Here is a 19,864-nt window from a genome sequence, read left to right on the forward strand (position 1 = left end):
ATTTTGCCAACTCCCTCCTTTTGCAAAAGATACAACGATCGTTCGCGAGAAACTACTCGCAATCGGAAAAAAAGGCGGAATGATGGACCGCTCTGAATATGATCTAGATAACCCAGAAACTCCTGCTGGAATCACTTTTCTGGGACAATTTATTGATCACGATATCACCTTTGACCCTCTATCTACACTCACTCAACCGGTTTCTCTCCCAAAAATCCGCAACTTCCGTACCCCCGCCTTGGATTTGGATAGTCTTTATGCTGGTGGACCTCATATCTCTCCGCATCTTTATGACCCTGCAACGCATAATCGCAAATTTCTTATCGAGTCCCTGCAACCTGATTTACGGCCATTGAGTGATTTACCCAGAAATAGTAAAAATGTAGCTTTGATTGGCGATCCACGCAATGATGAGAATTTGATTATCTCTCAACTTCACCTGGCTTTCCTCAAGTTCCATAATGCCATGGTGGATCGTATAGAAGAGGGTGGGACAGACTCACATCAAATCTTCTCCAAAGCACAGCGTCTGGTGCGTTGGCATTATCAATGGATCGTCTTACACGAATTCTTGCCTCTCATTGTTGGAAAACGCATCGTAGATGATATTCTTCAATATGGTCGTCAGTTTTATTTGCCTCAGAACAAACCCTATATCCCCATAGAATTCTCCGTAGCAGCTTATCGCTTTGGGCATAGTCAACTTCGTTCCAGCTACACCGTCAATGATGAATTTACCGCTCCACTTTTCGATCCAGATATTTCGCCTCATGACCCTGATCCCCCTGACTTATCTGGTGGCAAAAGAGCCCCGCGGCGCTATGTAGAGTGGAGGCATCTTTTCAAGCTCATGGACACGCCTCCTCAAACAGCAAAAAAAATCGACACAACCCTCCCCCATCCCCTCTTCCAATTGCCCTTACCCTCCTTCCAGTCCCTTGCTCAGCGAAACCTGTTACGAGGTCTTGTATTCGGCTCCCCTTCGGGCGAAAATGTTGCCAAAGCGATGTCTGTTCGCCCTCTATCCAAACATCACTTAGCTGATCTCTCACGGATAGGGTTTGCCGGTTGTACACCCTTATGGTTTTATATCTTACGAGAAGCACACGTTTTGCGAAAAGGAAGAATATTGGGCCCTGTAGGAGGACGCATCGTAGCAGAGGTACTGATCGGACTGCTACAAGAAGATCCGTTATCCTATTTACAGAGACAACCCGATTGGGTACCTCCCTTAGCAAAAGATGGACAGTTTCAGATGGTAGATCTTTTAAGAATGGCTCATATGCCTCTATAAGAGTCGGATGAAAACAAAAAAGAGACAACGGACCCAATGCCCATTGCCTCTTTCCGACTGTAACCAAAGTTAAGCTGTTGTTTTCACTTGATTGTCAGAATGGCTTTTATTTGGTGATAGCCACTTCTCTAACGCACCCAGGATCACATCGGCACCAATCGCCATGATAGCTGTCGGTATCGCTCCCGCCAGAATAATGGGCATGCCGCTCGCAGCATTGGTTCCTCTAACGATAACATCACCCAGACCACCTGCACCAATAAAGGTACCCATGGTCGTAATACCAATCGCAATCACAACTGCCGTCCGCAAACCTGCTAGAATTACAGACATGGCTAGGGGCAATTCGACCATCCGCAGTAATTGATTTTTGGTCATGCCCATTCCTCTGCCGGACTCGATAAGTGCACGATCCACATTGGTAATACCGGCGTAGGTATTTCTTAGGATGGGTAGCAAGGAATAGAGAAATAAAGCGAACACAACCGTATTTGCGCCTAATCCCATCACGAGCATCAGAACCGCGAGCATCGCTAGCGCAGGAATGGTCTGAATCACGTTGGTAAGGGAGAAGACCCATGGACTCAATTTACGATGCCTGGCAATGTAGATTCCTATTGGAATTGCCACCAATGCAGCAAAGAGAACTCCATAGAAAGACATGAGAAAGTGACGGAAAAACTGCTCCAAAACATATTCCCAGTTAAGCGAGTAATAGTGAACGAATTGTTCGATTGTCTCCAAAATAATACCACCTCCTATTTACTGATCTTCGAAGTAATTGTTCTCCTCTAAGAACTCTTTAGCTACAACAGCCGGTTCTTTCATCTTCACATCTGACTCGTAGTTCATTTTCCGCATCTCTTCTGTACTGATCTGCCCACTCATTTTCTCCAGGATATCACGAATCTCTGGATGTTCCTCTAATGTCTCTCCCCGCACGACCGGAGACGCATCGTAGGGTGGGAACAGTTGTTTATCATCTTCTAATGCTGTCAGACCAAACGCTTCTAGACGGCCATCCGTTGTATAAGCGAGAACAACATCCATTTTGCCGTTGTCTACCGCTTCATAGACCAAACCAATTTGCATCGGATAGGCCTTTTCATATTCAAAGCCATAGGTTTCTTTAAATGCTTCATAACCGACACCGGGCCGTTTGATCCAGTCACTGTCCACTCCGAGCTTCAAGGAAGAAGCGAGTGGCTCCAAATCGGATACGGTTTTTAGGTTTTCTTTTTCTGCTAATTCCTCTGTAACAGTAAATGCATAGGAATTGGCAAAACCAAAGGAATCGAACCATACTTGGTCAAACTGCTTGTCAAATTCCGTCTGCACAATGTTCATCGCTTCCTCCGGATCTTTGACTAAGTCCATCCCGAGGGTGCCCGCTAACTCGGAGCCTGTATAGCGAGTAGCCGAAATATCAATATCTCCGCCCTCCATCGCTTTATGCTGGACAATAGAGGAACCTAGCCCATCCACCATCTCCACACTCAGATCGGAATGATGTTCGATCATCTGCTTTACCATTCTCCCCATAATGGAGGCTTCCGCAAAGTCAAAGGTCCCTACCTTGATGGTTTTATCTGCTGGTCCACTAAGTCCTGGTAGCGAACAGCCACTCAGCATGGTTACGACGATCAAACAAGCAATGATACTGGTTATACTCTTTTTTAGCACCGTTTTATCCCCCCTTACGATGTCGCTTTTTGTGAACGACGGATGCCTTTTGGAATCAATCGAAACTCTAGCTTCCCTAACAAGAAATCGGTGATTAAAGCGAGGATCGTCACTGGAACCGCACCCGCAATGATATAGTCAGGGCGATACAAGTTTAACCCGAGAAAAATGTAATCTCCCAGTCCACCCGCACCAATAAAGGAAGCAAGTGTTGCCCAACCAATGAGGTATACGGTTGCTACACGAATCCCTGCCATGATAATCGGCATTGCCAGTGGGATTTCCACACCGATGATTCGCTCCCAACTGCTCATGCCCATTCCTCTTCCTGCCTCCAGCAAGTCCTTGTTCACATCTTTCACTCCTGTATAGGTATTTCTTAAAATCGGTAGCACTGAGTAAAAGAACAAAGCGGTAATAGCAGGCACCTGACCTACTCCTAAAATCGGAATGAAGAACGCAAGGATCGCAAGGCTGGGAAATGTCTGGACTACACCCGCAATCCCAATCACAAAGCCAGCTATTTTGGGTGTGCGGGTTAAAGCGACGCCGAGTGGCACAGCCACAATGACCCCGCTGAGCATCGCCAATAAGGAAATATAAAAGTGTTCCCATGTTTTGAGGAGCAACTCGCTCCCATTGGCATGAATAAATTCGATCAATGATCTGCCTCCTCTCTAATGCGTAATTTAGGCCATCTTCTCCTTTTCATTCAGAGTGCCTTGAGGGCCATTCTCTTCTCCCCAAATCTTTTCATAAACAACATCAGCCAGGCTTGCACCCGTGATGATCCCTAAGAGGTGTTCCTCCTTATCAATAACCGGTACATACTTCACTTCACTAATGATCAATTTACGAATAACCTCTGCAATTGGAGTCCCTTCTTCTGCTACATAAGGAATCTCTTTTACTACATTGCCGACTTCAGGATTCTCTTTATGATGTTTATTAATGGTATCAATATCAATAAATCCTTTGAGCTTGCGATCGGCGCCTACGACGAGCGCGGTATCCACACGATGCTCCTTCACTACTTTGATTGCATCTGCCAGTAGCTGGTTTTCCGCAACGGTAACCGCATCGGTACTCATGATCTGTTCAACCGTCTGATCACTCGGATCGCTTTCGATTAACCGCTCTTTGCCGACAAATTCTTTTACAAATTCATCTGCTGGGTTTCTTAAGATTTCACTCGGCGTTCCGACTTGAACAATTTGGCCCTCTCGCATGATAACAATTCGATCTGCTAGCTTAATGGCTTCATCCATATCATGCGTAACAAAGACTATGGTCTTACCGAGCGATTTTTGTAGCGCCTTAAACTCTTGTTGTAGTGAATCCCTAGTAATCGGATCCAAAGCGCCAAAAGGCTCATCCATCAAGATTAGTGGAGGATTGGCCGCCAATGCCCGTAAAACCCCGATGCGTTGTTGCTGACCACCACTTAATTCGTGGGGGTATTTCTCCATGTAGCTGGCATCCATCTCAACCAGCTCAAGCAATTCTTGTGCTCTCTCTTTACGCTTCTCTTCTGGCCATTTCAATAGTTTCGGTACAAGCGTAATATTCTCATAGATCGTCATATGTGGGAACAAGCCGATTTGCTGAATCACATAACCGATCGAGCGCCTTAGTTCGACTATGTCTTTCTGAACGATATCTTCGCCTTCAATCGTAATACGGCCTTCACTTGTTTCGATTAAGCGATTCACCATCTTCATCGTAGTGGTTTTACCACAACCACTTGGTCCAATAAAAACAACAAACTCGCCTTTATCAATCTTTAAAGATAATCCATCGACAGCTTTTTTGTTCCCGCCGTACACCTTCGTTACCTGATTGAATTCTAGCAAGTAAAAAACACCTCCATGAGTTTCGTTCCACCCTTTACAAGGTGGCTGGAATCCAGATTCGCCAGGGACTCCAGCCAAAAAGAGTCATCCTTACGCATTAGAGAGCATGATCTCCAATGCCATTCACTCCCTGAGCGGTCAAATCACTTGTCAGTTCTTTAAAATCAATCTCTTGTACTGTGGTGTTGCCTTTAATGGCCAAATAAGCCGCGGTACCACATGCTTGTCCCATGATGATGCTGGTTGAAATCCCACGTGCGGAAGCAAAAGCTTGTGTATCAGCAGAGAAGCACCTACCTGCAAACAAGACATTCTCTACTTCCTGCGGACAGAGAGAACGATAAGGAACGTGGTAGTAAACCCCTCTATCGATAAGGGAAACGTGGGTCACTTTACTATCTTTTCCTTCACCACGAACCACATCATCAATCGTACAATCACAACAAGCGATTCCATCTTCAAATTTCGCACCGCTTAAGATGTCATCCTTTGTCAAGGTATACATTCCTTCTAGTCTCCGTGTTTCACGGATCCCTAGTGTTGGCGCCATTTGCTCCAATTCCGCTTTTTCAAAGCCAGGAACTTCTTCTTTCACAAACTTGATCAATTCATACGCTTGCTTTCTCGCCTCAATGGTCCCTTTTTGTACTTCATCCGGATTGGTTCCATCGATTCCTTTGATGTGAACACTATTAAAATAAACTGTCCCCGGACGGAAACCAGGCATCATATAGATGTTGTACATGTCCTCATTAAGCCTTTTTTCTTCAATCCCTTTTTTGACTAACTCTCTTCTGAATGGGTCTTCCACTCCATCAAACGCTTGATCAACATCTACATTTTGCATGAGGAAGGTGAGCGTTGCACCCATCATATCGCCTTTTTCGTCACCCATTTCAAAAGGAATTCCTGCTTTATAAGCAATGTCGCCATCACCTGAGGTGTCAATCACGACTTTGGCATCCATTTGATGTTGCCCTTTTCGGTCATAATAGGTGACGCTTTTCACTTTGTTCTCATCCATGGTGACATCAACAGCCATGGTATTGAGCAACAAATGAACTCCAGCCTCTTCTACCATTTCAAATAGCTTGTGCACGGCTATATCAGGATCATACATGACTTCTCGTGCTAGTCCATCTTCAAATCCCGGTAGCAGGCACTCTCTTCTCACCGCAGCTGAAGGTTCATGGTTGTAGAGCGATTCCAACCACTCTTCACAGATTCCACCAATGGATTTGCCTTTGGGATAGGCACCATCTACTGGCATCCCTAACGTTTTGGCAACAATGCCACCCAGTAAATCAGTGGGTTCGATTAGGTAAGTTTTAAGCCCTTTTCTGGCCGCGGCAATCGCTGCACCCACGCCAGCTGACCCCCCGCCGATGACCACTACATCTGCTTTGATATTGTCTGTACTCAAGGTGAGATCCCCCAATTAGCTTATTTTATGAGCATCTATCAAGTTGAGTGGCAGCGCCCTCAACCATGTCATCACTAGAACCTAGTAGAAGACAGGATGAGGGGTTCATGCTACTTCTCACTCAACTTATATAAACCGCCCAAGATTTCTACTTAATTTGCGATTCCTTTTGCTTTCGCTTCCTTCCGGCGACGATGCAAGATGGGTTCCGTATATCCATTGGGTTGCTCACGACCGTTGAAAACGAGATTGCAGGACGCTTGGAACGCAATCGATTGATCGTAATTACTGGACATAGGCCGGTAATTCGGGTCACCCGCGTTTTGCTCGTCTACCAATTTGGCCATCCGTTGGAACGCTTCCATTACTTGCTCTTTGGATACAACGCCATGGTAAAGCCAGTTCGTAATGTGTTGACTCGAAATTCTTAATGTCGCGCGGTCTTCCATCAATTCCACATGATTGAGATTAGGAACTTTGGAACAACCGATTCCTTGGTCAATCCAGCGGACAACATAACCTAGAATACCCTGTGCATTGTTATCTAGCTCCTCCTGAATTTCTTCCGGTGTCCACTTTCGCTCACTTGCCATCGGCAACTGCAACATGTCGTCGAGGTAGTTGGAATCGTCTTGCACCAATTCCTGTTGAATCTCCATTACATCTACCTCAAGGTAGTGAAGAGCATGCAGCGTCGCAGCCGTTGGCGACGGAACCCATGCCGTGTTGGCCCCTGCTTTTAGATGTCCTACCTTGGTACGTACCATCTCAGCCATGAGATCCGGCATTGGCCACATGCCTTTGCCAATCTGCGCTTTTTTATAAAAACCAGTAGCAAGGCCCGACTGGACATTGGACTTTTCATAACTGGTAAACCAAGTGGAGCCTTTCATATCTGCTTTTCGAATTACAGGTCCCACTTCCATTGAGGTATGCATTTCATCCCCTGTACGATCAAGGAAACCGGTGTTGATAAAAGCAACTCGATCCTTCACCTGCTTAATGCATGCTTTCAGATTAAGCGAAGTGCGTCGTTCTTCATCCATTACACCAATTTTGATGGTGTGGCGTGGATAGGAAAAGAGGTCTTCGGTCCGGTTAAATAGTTCATTGGCAAACGCCACTTCTTCTGAGCCATGCATTTTGGGCTTCACGATGTAGATGGAACCTTTCGCAGAGTTTTGGTACGGCCCATTCTGCAAGGTGTCTTGCTTCGCGATGAGACCGGTTACAACCGCATCCAAAATCCCTTCCGGTACCTCTTGCCCCTGCTGGTCGAGTACGGCATCAGTCGTCATCAGATGACCCACATTTCGAATGAACATAAGCGAACGACCAGATAAGGTGAGCTTCTCTCCATTCGGCTTCGTATACGTCCGATCTGGATTCATCCGGCGCGTCACCGTTTTATCCCCCTTGGTAAAGGTGACAGAGAGGTCTCCTTTTAACAGTCCCAAGCAATTGCGATAAACAGCCACTTTATCTGCTGCATCCACTGCCGCCACCGAATCTTCAAAGTCCATGATCGTCGTAATGGCCGATTCAACCAACAGATCCTTCACTCCAGCTAAATCAGTCTTTCCAATCGGATGATTGGGATCGATTTGAACCTCGACGTGAATACCATGATTAACGAACAAGATGTTCTCCGGTTTTTCTTCTGCACCATTATAGCCTGCTAGTTGATTGTTCTCTTGCAAACCGGTGATCGCTCCACCTTTTAACTGGGCAGACAACGAACCCGCTACGATGCGATAGGACTCCACTTCTTTGTGAGATCCTTCTGCTAATGGGAAGATCCGATCAAGTAGCTCTTTGGCATACTGGATCACTTTTTTCCCTCGAACAGGATTATACTTCGCGCCCGCTTCTGCGCCATCTTCCTCACTAATCACATCCGTGCCATACAATGCATCATAAAGGCTTCCCCACCGTGCGTTCGCCGCATTAATGGCATAGCGGGCATTGCTGGCAGGGACGACCAACTGCGGACCTGGTTTCAGTGCAATTTCGTCATCAATGTTTTGCGTACCGATTTGAAAGTCTTCTACTTCCGGCTCGATATAATTTAATTCTTTGAGAAAGGCTTTATAAGAATCATGATCCATTTTGTCATTTGTTTTATACCATTTATTCATATTTTCCTGAATCTGTTCTCTTTTATCTAGTAGCGCTTTGTTTTTAGGAGCCAAGTCATGAATGATCTCATCCAACCCAGACCAAAATGTTTCACTTGAGACGCCACTGTTTGGCAGAGCCTCATTTTCAATGAACTCAACGAAGGTAGGGTTCACCTGAATGTTGCCGAACGTTTTATAGTTTTTCACAAAGTCCTCCCCCTCATGATTCGGGCCATCTTCTAGATGTCGCCCTGTTTCCTGCATGCCTTACTTTAATCATCATATAATACCTGGATTCATTATAAAAATACATATATCGAATTTGTGTTATGCAAAAATAGAATACTATATTATAATAGATTCGGGAGTGATCGCGATGGATATCAGACAACTAGAGTATTTCTCAGAGGTAGCCAAACGACTCAGCTTCACAAAAGCGGCCATGGCCCTCCATGTTTCCCAACCCTCTCTTAGTAAAGCGGTAAAACAATTGGAAGAGAAGCTAGGGGTTCCTTTGTTTTACCGCTCGAAAACACTGGAACTAACCGATGCCGGGCAGGCTGTATTGACCAACGCCAAAGAAGTTCTCAGTGCTTTCGACAACCTTAATTCTGAATTGGATGAGGTCATCGGTTTAAAAAAAGGAGAAATCAAGATTGGTGTCCCCCCTATTATTGGTGCCTCTTTCTTTTCAACATTGATTAGTCTCTACATCGAAAAATACCCCCTTGTCAACTTGTTGTTAAGCGAAGTGGGTTCAAAACGGATTAAACAGGGAGTAGCAGAGGGTTCCTTGGATATTGGACTCGTCTGTAACACCCCTGATAAAAACCGCTTCGAAATGATAAAAATGACCAATGACCCCTTAAATGTGATGGTTCACCACAAGAATCATTTATCCTCCAGCCCCTTTATCGACTTAAAGGAATTGGAGAATGAGCCTTTTATTCTATTCGGAGAAGATTTTACTCTCCATGATCGCATTGTCGATGATTGTACCAGAAATGGCTTTTACCCCAATGTAGTCTGCCACAGCTCACAACGAGATTTTATGCTTCAGATGGTGGAAGCCAAATTGGGGATCGCCTTATTGCCCAGTAGGGTAGCAAGTGAAATCATCAACCCCAACATCAAGTCCATTCCATTGGTCAACTCCACTGCACGACTAGAACTCACGATGATTACCAAGAAAAATAAATACATTCCCTTTGCTGTACGAGAATTTATCAACCTCACCCAGCAATATGTGAGTGAAGATAAGGCTTGGTCGTCAACAACATGATGATGATTGAGGTTCGGCTTCACTAAGCCCTCTTCCACTACCTTAACCACGCACTCCCTTTCCCCTCGTGGTACGCGCCAATCCTGGCACTCTAACTGTCCTAGCGGTCCTTTTATCAAAAACACTCATGGTCTACTCCACACGCCCCGGATGAAAACAGCAACATGGGATGATCAGGTTCTCTCGGTGCGTGGTTGATGGTGGCGTCATCTTTCAACCATTCTTAGAATGAGCTTTCACCCTTATCTTCTATGGTGAATTTTTCGTTTAACGAAACTAATTTTTACCAAGTGGGACAGACGCTTCATTTTTTATTACATAGTGATATTCTCCTTCGTTATAGCCATCTATTTATTTTACACAGGGGCTATTTATCTCACGCAAATACCGAAAATTCAGAGTATGTTAATAATGGTTATGAGATATATGCAATCTAAGTCTGCTACTATCTTTGTTGGGAAAGGATGAATGAGTATGGGAAATTACACTCCCAATAGAAGGAGGAAAACAAAAGGAAGCACCCTATGCCCTCAAACATTAAGGAAATTTAGGAAATTCACGTATGAAAGATGGTCACAGGTCCCCTATGCCGGAGAATCAACACCACCTAAAAATCCGGAGAGCCCCTTTGCCGGTTCATGGCCCCTGAACTTTATCCGTCGCAATAAATGGAACCAATTTATCGGCGCCAATGGGAGGCCCTTAAAAGGTTTAAGAGATCCCAATACCATCGACTGGGCAGCTCAATTAGTAGCCGTTCAACAGGTACTAAAAAACATAACGCCAGCGCAAATCACCCTCGCAAAGTATTGGGGAACCGGTGTTGCGCAAAAACAATGGAATCCCCTAATCGACATACTCATCGACACCTATTCAAACTTTAGATTAGCGGACCCAATAGTCACTCCCCCCTATTCGGGAAGGATCATCAATGCAGCCCAAGCTGCAGCCAATGATGCTTACGTCGTCTCTTGGTTTTACAAGTATTTGTATGACGTCGCGCGTCCCAACCAAATGGACCGCACTTTAGCAACAGTCGTCTGCACTCCCCGTTTTCCCACCTATGCATCTGGACACTCCGCCATTGCCGGTAGCATGCAAGTTGTCCTTAGCTATTTCTTTCCGGGCGAGAGTGAGCGTTTACGTGCCCTCGCAATAGAATGTTCTGTCTCACGTTTATTTGCAGGTGTTCATTTCCCGATTGATAATATACAAGGACTCGCACTCGGTAGAGAAGTGGGACGTCATGCTGTCAGTATTTTATCCAAACAACGAGATTGTCGCGGACAACTCATCGATCGGCCTATCCAGACCAACCTAAATGCCCAACTGCCTCCTCCACCTTACAAACAAGTGATCCCCTTCAATTTCACTGATTTTTGCCAGTCACTCGTCCGCAATGATTAACCTCTCATGAAAGCAAATCTTCTTGTTAATCTCTCCCTTATCCTCCTACCGATTTGAAACGAACCCGCTCCCCCTTTCACTTCTCTTATTCCCGCCATTCTACACTCCCATCTCTCCTTCCCCAGTACCACGAGGCCCCCTCGGCCCTCTTGGTCCACGTCTTCCCCTCGGTCCTTGTGGACCTACTGCTCCTGTAGATCCAGTAGGACCTGTCGCACCAATCCCTGTTAAGGGGGATAGCTTTAAGACAAAGGCACTCGTACTCCCTGGGTTCATGGACTGAAAAGCTCCCGGCAAAGTGGGAAAATCATCTGCAGCAAATCCCGCAACATACACATCATTGCGGTTATTCTGATCCACTTTAATGCCTAAGCCAGAGTCACCTGCATTCCTTCCACCTAAGTAGGTAGCGTACTGAATTCCTCTCCCCGAGGAAGCGAGCTGCGTGACAAAAATGTCGCTATTACTACTTCCTACTGGTCCCCCATAATTTGCTTGGTACGCATCGGAAGTAAGGGGCAGATCTGTCGAACATGTTCGTCCAGTCAGCCACACATTGAAAAACGAATCGAGGGAAAGAGAGTTGCCTGTATCGTCATCACTTCCTCCATAATAAGTGGAGAAGAGAAGAGACGATCCCGTCTCATTCAACTTGCTAACAAACGCATCGAACGTCCCTCCACCAAATTGTGTCTGAAAGGCTGTGTTCGTCGTGGGGAAATCAGTAGATTGAGTGGACCCTACCACGTAGGCTAGACGAAACGAATCCACGACAATCTCGTTCCCACTATCAGACGTTGTACCACCAAGATACGTGGAATAGAGGAGAGAAGATCCCTGAGCATTCAACTTCGTCACAAAAGCACTTCGAAGCCCAAAGAGGGTAACTTGAAAAGCCCCCATCGTTGTGGGGAAGTTATTGGATGATGTACCGCCTGTTATATAGGCATTGTTCAGATCATCAAGGGTAACCCCTGTGCCAACATCGTTGGCATTTCCTCCTAAAAATGTGGAAAAAAGAAGGGCAGACCCTTGGGAATTAAGCTTCGTCAGAAAGGCATCACTTACGCCACCAAAAATGGTCTGAAAGGCCCCTGTCGTCACAGGAAAGTTGCTCGAATTTGTCAACCCCACGATATAAGCATTATCCGCTTCATCAAGGGCTAGTTTATTCCCCCCTGCCATCGCACCTAAGTAGGTAGAATAGAGCAAAGTAGATCCAGAACCATTCAACCTTGTCACAAAAGCACAAATTCCTCCCTGTAGGGTGGATTGGAATGCGCCACTGGTCACTGGGAAATCAGTGGATTGAGTCTGTCCTGTTACAAACACCTCATTTGACGAATTGATATCAATACCGAACCCATTGTCAAGAAATGACCCACCTAAATAGGTGGAATAGAGCAGGGAACTTCCCTCTGCATTCAGCTTGGTGACAAAAGCATTCACAAACCCTGCAAGAGTAGCCTGGAATACGCCACTGGTCACAGGAAAATCGGCAGAACTTGTAATGCCTGTTATATAAGCGTTTCCTGAGGTGTCGACTGAAATGCCACTGGCACTGTCCCCCCCTGATCCCCCTACATAGGTGGAGTAGATGATATTGGGATCAATGATCAAGATCTCTTTTTTATCATAGTCTCCTTCGATTCGAAAACCAAAGCTGCCGTCAGGATCAAGGATGAAATGGGTTTCAAGCGATTCCCCTCCCTCTTGCTGGTAACTGATTGGCTTTCCTTCCCGAAGAATTCCGCCAGTAGTATAGACCAACAGCTCCCCTTGTGTACTGATCTCCTTCCCGATCGCCCCTTCATATTTCAAACGCCTACCTGCGAAACATGCCCCAGGATGCACCACCACATCATACTTCAACTGCCTCCCATCTCCTGAAAAGACGAGGTCGATTCCGGGCCATACCCCTTCGTACACGACGCGCTCAAAACCTCGTCCGCTTTTCTCTACTCCTTTAGGAATCACTTTCTTACATACATTCACAAACCGTAACAGTAACGGAGAAGATTTCACTAGCTCCAGCCGTACTCCTTCCGGCAGAAATGAGAATTGTCCCCTCTGGTCTGCCGTAACGAACCCTCTTTTGTCATAACATTCCATAAACAATAATGGTGTTGACCTAACACTCTTCACATTCATGCCACACCTCTCCTTTTCATTGCCCTAATCATGAACCTATGATGTGACCATCTTTTTTTTAGCCTGTACACGTACACTTTCATATATTGAGATCAAGCATTTCCGTACCTAGTTTTGCTTCTTTCCTAAAGTCACACGGAAGAAAGTCAGCACGCGCGCCTTATTCATCTACTTTACTCAGAAGAATTCAGCTAAACTCTCCTTCGCGTGTACCGGGTGCACCTCTTGCTCCTCTCGGTCCACGCGGACCAGCAAGCCCCGTCGCTCCCATAGGCCCGGTCGCTCCGACCAGCGATCCTACTTTGGTGATATAAGCGTCCACCTCTCCACCAAATTGTTTTTGCAAGGCGTTGAAAGTAACAGGAAAGTTATTGGAGGCAGTAAACCCAGTGAAGTAGGCACGGTCCACGTCATCCACCACAACGCTAATTCCAAGTTCTTCAGTATCTCCTCCTAGATACGAAGAAAAAGAAAGTCCTTGACCAGAGAAATTTAATTGCGTCACAAAAGCATTCTGTACACCCGCTAAAGAGTCTTGAAAAGCATCCGATGTTACCGGATAGTTTGTCGATTGTGTCCTACCTGTTATCCAAGCTGCTCCTAGGGAATCTACATCCATTCCTTCCCCTCTTTCACTACGACTCCCATGGATGTAAGTCGAATACACCAAAGTGCCTAACGCCGAGTTCAACTTGGTAACAAAGACAGCCTCTGAGCCTCCTCCAAAGATGGTTTGAAAAGCAGTTGGTGTTGTTGGGAAATTTGTTGATTCGGTTGGCCCTGTTACATACACATTGGTCCCCTCATCTAAAGCAAGACCTAGTCCTATATCAAATCCGGTTCCCCCTAAGTAAGTCGAATAGACAAGTGACGTCCCCATCTCATTTAACTTCGTGATAAAAGCATCTGCGACTCCACCAAATCGTGTCTGAAAGGCGCCAGTCGTTACCGGAAAGTCGTCTGAATCCGTCCGACCCGTTACATAGGCATTCTCTCCATCCAATCCAATACCGAACGCTTCTTCAAACCGAGTCCCTCCTAAGTAGGTCGAATAAAGAAGGGCAGACCCAGTTGTATTGAGCTTGGTTACAAAAGCATTTCGGACACCAGATAGCGTGGTCTGAAAGGCACCCGTACTAATTGGAAAATCAGTAGAAGAAGTCCCTCCCGTTACAAACACATTTCTCCCTTGATCCAAGGCGATGCCATTCCCAACGTCAAACCTACTTCCACCTAAGTAAGTCGAGTAGATCAAGGTCGATCCGGTTGGATTTAACTTAAACACCATCGCATCAAAATCTCCTGCCAATTGTGTCTGAAAGGCATCTGAAGTGATAGGAAAATCAACGGAGCGAGTCGCACCTGTCACATAAGCATTGGCATTCTCATCTACTGCAATACCGTTCCCCACATCAAATCGGCTTCCACCAACATAAGTCGAATAAATCAACGAAGAGCCTGACTGGTTTAGTTTGCTGACAAAAGCATCACTTGCCCCTAAATAAATTGTCTCAAAAGAACCTGGGGTTATTGGAAAGTTAGGAGATGAAGTAAGACCTGTCACATACGCACAATACTGATCGTCCACCGCTATGCTATTGCCCATATCCAGCCGGCGTCCCCCTAGATAGGTGGAGTAGAAAACCACGGGATCAATCACCAACAACTCGCAGTTTTCGTCTATAACGCCCACCTCAAAACCAAATGTTCGTCTGTCAATCAGTTTAAACCGCGACCGAACCTCTCTTCTTTCTCCACCGACCACCTGATAACTGACCGGCTTCTCCTCACAAATTACCCCTTGGGATGTTTGAACAAGCAATTTCCCCTGCTTGCTTAGTAGAACTTCACCGTCCCCTTCATAAGCCAGGCAGATATCTTCAACAGACGCGTCGGGGTGGACATGTATGTCATACTTCAAGGCATCTTCCAGCTCATAAAAAACCACGTCGATCCCCTTCCACACCCCTTCATAGAGAAGGATCTGCATCGATCCGTCGATCACTTTCCGGGGCAATGTCGCCTCACGCATACCAACAAACCGTAGCATCAACTCGCAGGATTCATCTAGCGTAATCCGCACGCCGCTGGATAAAAAAAATAACTGAATTCCGCTATTTTTCTCTATATAAAAACCCTTGTTACTATGACCTTCGCATGGTTTGAACCCGTAAGAGCCGGGTAAAACTCTTTGTCGCTCTTTCATCCTGAATCTCTCCCTTCGCATATCATCCCATTGGTTTATGCAATGATCCAACCTCGATAAGAGCACCCCTCTGCCTTTACCCGATCCACCTTTCCATGCATTTGCCCTACAATTCTTTCTCCCCTTCTCCCATACCACGCGTTCCCCTTGCCCCTCGTGGACCTCGTGGTCCTGTCACTCCCGTTGGACCTTGTGGACCCATTATAGAAAAGTTCCCGATTTTCGCGATAAAAAGACTGTTTACACCCGGAGAAGGATTCTTATTCTGAAAGGCATTATACGTAACAGGAAAGTTCCTCGAAGTGGATACACCGGAAAAATAGGCATCATTTTGATCATCTACTACTACATCGCCACCCGAGTCAAAGTCCATTCCTCCTAGATAAGAAGAAAAAGAGATTCCCTCACCTGAATAACTTATTTGCGTGACAAAGGCATCAAACGATCCTGCCAAATGGTCTTGAAAGGCATCCGCAGTAAGAGGAAACTGCGTCGAGTTCACTTCGCCTATTACCCATGCTTCCCCGAAAGAGTCTACAGCAATTCCAAACGCTCCCTGCCGACCTCTTCTTCCTCCTAAGTAGGTCGAGTAGACGAGCGTACTTCCAGAAGGGTTGATCTTGGTAACAAATGCACTCTGCTCTCCCTGCAAGATCGTTGCAAAAGCATGCGGGGTAGTGGGAAAATCGGTCGAACTTGTATCTCCTGTTATATACGCATGACCGATACGATCCAGATCGATAGATAAGCCAGAGTCTGACTGCTTTCCCCCTATATAAGTGGAGTAAATCAGTGCAGAACCTTCCTCATTAATCTTCGTGACAAACGCATCAGGTATTCCCTTACTCACCGTCTGGAAAGATCCTACTGTTGTAGGAAAGTTAAGCGAGTTTGTTTGGCCGACCACATATACCTGATTAGAATCATCACACACAATTCCATTCCCAATATCATTCCCTTCTCCACCTAAGAAAGTGGAATAGACCAACGAACTGCCTGTCATGTTTAGTTTCGTAACAAACGCATCGATCATTCCACCAATCTTCGTCTGAAAAGCACTCGGAGTCGTCGGAAAATCGGTGGCTGTCGTAAATCCGGTTATATAAGCGTTACTTCTTCCATCTAAGCAGATTCCTACGCCTACAGTGGCTCCTTCCTCCCCTAAATAGGTGGAATACTCAAGTGCCGATCCTGTGGCATTCAGCTTGGCTACAAACGCATCGTCTGATCCTAGCAGTACGGTTTGAATAACACCTGAGGTAGTCGGAAAGTTGGTAGAGGTTGTCTGACCGGCTACATAGGCATTTCCTTTCTCATCAACCGCAATCCCGTTACCCACCTCGGCGGAGCTTCCTCCTAAAAAAGTGGAGTAAAAAAGAGAACCACCACCGCTGTGAAACTTGCTTACAAATACATTTCTACCGCCCCCCATCGTCTGAAAAGAGCCACTCGTTACAGGAAAATCTGTTGAACTCGTCTCTCCCGTCAGATAGAGATTTCGCTCCAAATCGATCGCCATACTCAATCCGATATCCAAGCCGGACCCTCCAAAATAGCTGATATAGAAGACGGTCGGATCGATCACGAGTAACTGCCTTGGATCATATGCTTCTTTATCGATCACAAACCCAATGGAATGATCTGCGTACACCTCAAATCTTGTCGATATGGCCCTCTTCTTCTCACCATCAAACTGAAAACTAACAGGTTTCTCTTCCATGAGCACCCCGTGCGAGGTGCATATAAACAAATCCCCCTGCTCGCCAACAAATACCTCATTCCCGCCTTCATACTGCAAACGAACCTCTTCTAAGTGAGCTCCCGGATAAATGTACACGTCATATTTCAATTGCGTAGCGTTGCTTCTAAAAACAAGGTCAATCCCCTTCCATACCCCTGGATAGATAACATGTTCAAAACCATCAGCATATGCGAATCGCCCTTCTGGCTTTCTTATAAGTGGAGGCGCAAGCTCTTGTGCTCCTTTCATGCAAAGTTTCAGAACATCTTTATGAAAAGAGAGTTGCACGCCATCCGACAAATAGGTCACCTGTCTCCCTCTGATTTCTTCCGTTATACCAGACGAGTTCTCATTTTTCCCTTTGCCAAGCCTGACCCGCTTTTGCCTCTCGACAACCTTTCTGTCAACATACATCTTTTTTCTCCTTTCGATTGAAATCAGAATGTCCGCACCTTAAAGATCTGATAGATGCCTCTTTTGTGAAGCGAAAAATCCACTTACTCCCTTTTATGCAACACACTATTATAAACCTCATCAAGCTTCTTAAATACACTAAAGTATTGGCCCTTACCCCTCTAGCTCTCCCCCAGACTTTCCTCGAGGCCCACGTGGACCCCGCGGTCCCCTCGCCCCTTGTGCTCCCCTGGGACCCGTCGCTCCCTTCACCGCAGGAGATCCCACTTTTGTGATAAAAACATCAAATTGCCCCTCATTTCTTTGCTGAAAGGCATCAAATGTGACAGGAAAGTTATTTGAGTTGGTCGTTCCTGTAACATACGCATTCCCTAACAAATCAACAGCAAGATCCATGCCTCTATCCACACTTCTCCCACCCAGAAAAGAGGAAAAAGAGAGTCCCTGTCCGGAAAAACTTAGTTGTGTCACATAGACATCTGTCCCATCCCCTTTATTCACCTGGAACGCGTTATCCGTCACCGGAAAATCAGTGGATGCGGTTACCCCTGTCACCCAGGCCGCTCCAAATGCATCCACCCCAATGCCATTCCCTTCTTCTTTACCGCTGCCTCCTAAAAAGGTGGAATAGACTAGACTCGTTCCCTCCTCGTCCATCTTGGTTACAAAAGCACTTTGAAATCCGCCAGGAAAAGTGGTTTGAAGAGCATTCGGAGTAGTCGGAAAATCATCTGACTCCGTCGTTCCGATAACATATGCTTGATTTCCTCCATCAAGAGCAATGCGATTGGCTTGATCGTCTCTTGTTCCACCCAGGTAAGTGGAATAAATAAGAGCAGATCCCGTTGCATTAAGTTTGGAAATAAAAGCGCTAGGCCCTCCTTTTAATACCGTCTGAAACGAACCCATCGTTACAGGAAAGTTTGTAGAAAACGCATTTCCGGTCACATAGGCTTCTTTACTTGAATCAAGCACGATCCCATAACCCGTGTCCACAATTCTGCCTCCTAGGAAGGTGGAGTACACGAGAGCGGACCCTGCCACATCCAACTTGGAAACAAAAACATTGAGACTTCCGCTTGCACCACCAAATATGGTCTGAAAAGCACCTGTCGTAACCGGAAAATTGCTTGTCGTCACACCGGTGATATAGGAAAAGCCATCTTCATCCACGGCAATATCGTTGCCATTGGCTGTGTTTCCATCTAAGGTAGGTGCACCTAAAAAGGTGGAGTAGACGAGCGAAGAGCCATCTACACTCAACTTCGTCACAAATGCGGCCACACCGTCCCTCATCGTGGTCTGGAAAGCACCTGAGGTTGTAGGGAAATCCGATGATTCCGTTGTCCCTGTTACATAAGCATGACGTGAAGCATCGAGGGCAATCCCGTTTCCTTGATCACTCTCCTCTCCGCCCAAGTAGGTGGAATAGAAAAGTGTGCTTCCTGTTGCACTTAACTTCGAAACCATCGCATCTCCACTCGTTCCCCCTATCGTTTGAAATGCTCCTGAGGTCACAGGAAAATTTGCCGAAAACGTTAGCCCAGTCACATAAGCATTTCCAGCCTGATCTACCACCATGCCATTCCCACTATCCAATTCAGACCCTCCAAGATAGGTGGAATAAAAGACAACGGGGTCAATCACCAATTCCCGAGTCGAATCATAGTTCTCTCCCACATCAAATCCGACCGATCCATCCACATATAAATGAAAGCGGGTGGAAACCGTGGTTCGTTTCCCCTTCTCCCATTGATAACTATAGGGAGCTTTCTCATAGAGGACTCCCCCTTTGGCAACTACGAACAGCTCTCCTGTTTCACTTAAACCAATTTCTTCTCCGCCTTCGTAGAGGAAGCGGATATCATCGATACAAGCACCCGGTTGTACAACACAATCGTATTTCAATTTCTCTTCCTCTCCATAGAAGAGGATATCAATCCCAGGCCATGCCCCTTGATAGATGATTCTTTCACAGCTAGGATTCGAGATATTTCCCCTTTCATCGTCTCTCTCCGCTTTTCTTCCTTGAAGCGACACATCCCCACTCATCTGTAAAAATCGGAGAACAAGCGCAGACCCCTCTAGATTAAATGAGACACAATCTGTCTGAAAAGTAATGCAACCCTTCTCACTCAGCCTGGCAACAAACCGCTTTTCACTTCTTTCTTCACCGAACTGTTGAAACGTAAGTCTCTGCTTTATCCCTTGTGCTCTGCCCCTCATCCCGTATTCCTCCTTATCCTTCTAATGTCCCTACGTTCTCCTCCAGTTAAAAACATCCTATTCA

13 protein-coding genes are annotated in these 19,864 nt (G+C 46.0%); 3 read left to right on the forward strand and 10 right to left on the reverse strand.

Features of this window, described 5'->3' with window-relative positions; all coding sequences use genetic code 11:
• Positions 1-82: 82 nt before the first annotated feature.
• Positions 83-1,294, forward strand: a complete 1,212-nt coding sequence (locus AC6RGY_RS07560) for a peroxidase family protein (protein ID WP_499861339.1) — start codon at positions 83-85, stop codon at positions 1,292-1,294.
• 69 nt (positions 1,295-1,363) lie between these two features.
• On the opposite strand, the gene AC6RGY_RS07565 is transcribed toward AC6RGY_RS07560, so the two are convergent.
• The 6 genes from AC6RGY_RS07565 to AC6RGY_RS07590 form a co-directional block, all read right to left on the reverse strand.
• On the reverse strand, positions 1,364-2,038 hold the full coding sequence (locus tag AC6RGY_RS07565; protein WP_499861341.1) for an ABC transporter permease: 675 nt from the start codon (positions 2,036-2,038) through the stop codon (positions 1,364-1,366).
• An 18-nt stretch (positions 2,039-2,056) separates the two neighbouring features.
• On the reverse strand, positions 2,057-2,926 hold the full coding sequence (locus AC6RGY_RS07570; RefSeq protein ID WP_499861486.1) for an osmoprotectant ABC transporter substrate-binding protein: 870 nt from the start codon (positions 2,924-2,926) through the stop codon (positions 2,057-2,059).
• A gap of 65 nt (positions 2,927-2,991) precedes the next feature.
• On the reverse strand, positions 2,992-3,639 hold the full coding sequence (locus AC6RGY_RS07575) for an ABC transporter permease (RefSeq protein WP_499861343.1): 648 nt from the start codon (positions 3,637-3,639) through the stop codon (positions 2,992-2,994).
• A gap of 27 nt (positions 3,640-3,666) precedes the next feature.
• A complete protein-coding gene (locus tag AC6RGY_RS07580; RefSeq protein ID WP_499861346.1) occupies positions 3,667-4,830 on the reverse strand; it encodes an ABC transporter ATP-binding protein in 1,164 nt (387 codons plus the stop codon).
• A gap of 97 nt (positions 4,831-4,927) precedes the next feature.
• A complete protein-coding gene (locus AC6RGY_RS07585) occupies positions 4,928-6,253 on the reverse strand; it encodes an FAD-dependent oxidoreductase (RefSeq protein WP_499861348.1) in 1,326 nt (441 codons plus the stop codon).
• A gap of 152 nt (positions 6,254-6,405) precedes the next feature.
• Positions 6,406-8,580, reverse strand: a complete 2,175-nt coding sequence (locus tag AC6RGY_RS07590; protein WP_499861350.1) for a malate synthase G — start codon at positions 8,578-8,580, stop codon at positions 6,406-6,408.
• 169 nt (positions 8,581-8,749) lie between these two features.
• Between AC6RGY_RS07590 and AC6RGY_RS07595 the strand changes: the two genes are divergently transcribed.
• Together AC6RGY_RS07595 and AC6RGY_RS07600 are read left to right on the forward strand one after the other, a co-directional pair.
• Positions 8,750-9,655, forward strand: a complete 906-nt coding sequence (locus AC6RGY_RS07595) for a LysR family transcriptional regulator (RefSeq protein ID WP_499861352.1) — start codon at positions 8,750-8,752, stop codon at positions 9,653-9,655.
• A gap of 474 nt (positions 9,656-10,129) precedes the next feature.
• The gene (locus AC6RGY_RS07600; protein ID WP_499861353.1) at positions 10,130-11,062 is read left to right on the forward strand and encodes a vanadium-dependent haloperoxidase; all 933 of its coding nucleotides are present in this window, start codon (positions 10,130-10,132) and stop codon (positions 11,060-11,062) included.
• A 99-nt stretch (positions 11,063-11,161) separates the two neighbouring features.
• Here AC6RGY_RS07600 and AC6RGY_RS07605 read toward each other — a convergent pair whose 3' ends face one another.
• The 4 genes from AC6RGY_RS07605 to AC6RGY_RS07620 form a co-directional block, all read right to left on the reverse strand.
• Positions 11,162-13,213: an SBBP repeat-containing protein gene (locus AC6RGY_RS07605; RefSeq protein WP_499861355.1), complete on the reverse strand. Its 2,052-nt coding sequence runs from the start codon at positions 13,211-13,213 to the stop codon at positions 11,162-11,164.
• 187 nt (positions 13,214-13,400) lie between these two features.
• Positions 13,401-15,419, reverse strand: coding sequence for a DUF7948 domain-containing protein (locus AC6RGY_RS07610; RefSeq protein ID WP_499861357.1), 2,019 nt, complete (start codon positions 15,417-15,419; stop codon positions 13,401-13,403).
• A gap of 106 nt (positions 15,420-15,525) precedes the next feature.
• On the reverse strand, positions 15,526-17,574 hold the full coding sequence (locus AC6RGY_RS07615; protein WP_499861359.1) for an SBBP repeat-containing protein: 2,049 nt from the start codon (positions 17,572-17,574) through the stop codon (positions 15,526-15,528).
• Between the two features lie 153 nt (positions 17,575-17,727).
• Positions 17,728-19,800, reverse strand: a complete 2,073-nt coding sequence (locus tag AC6RGY_RS07620) for an SBBP repeat-containing protein (RefSeq protein WP_499861361.1) — start codon at positions 19,798-19,800, stop codon at positions 17,728-17,730.
• Between the last annotated feature and the right edge of the window lie 64 nt (positions 19,801-19,864).

This window comes from Mechercharimyces mesophilus (genome assembly GCF_059818345.1).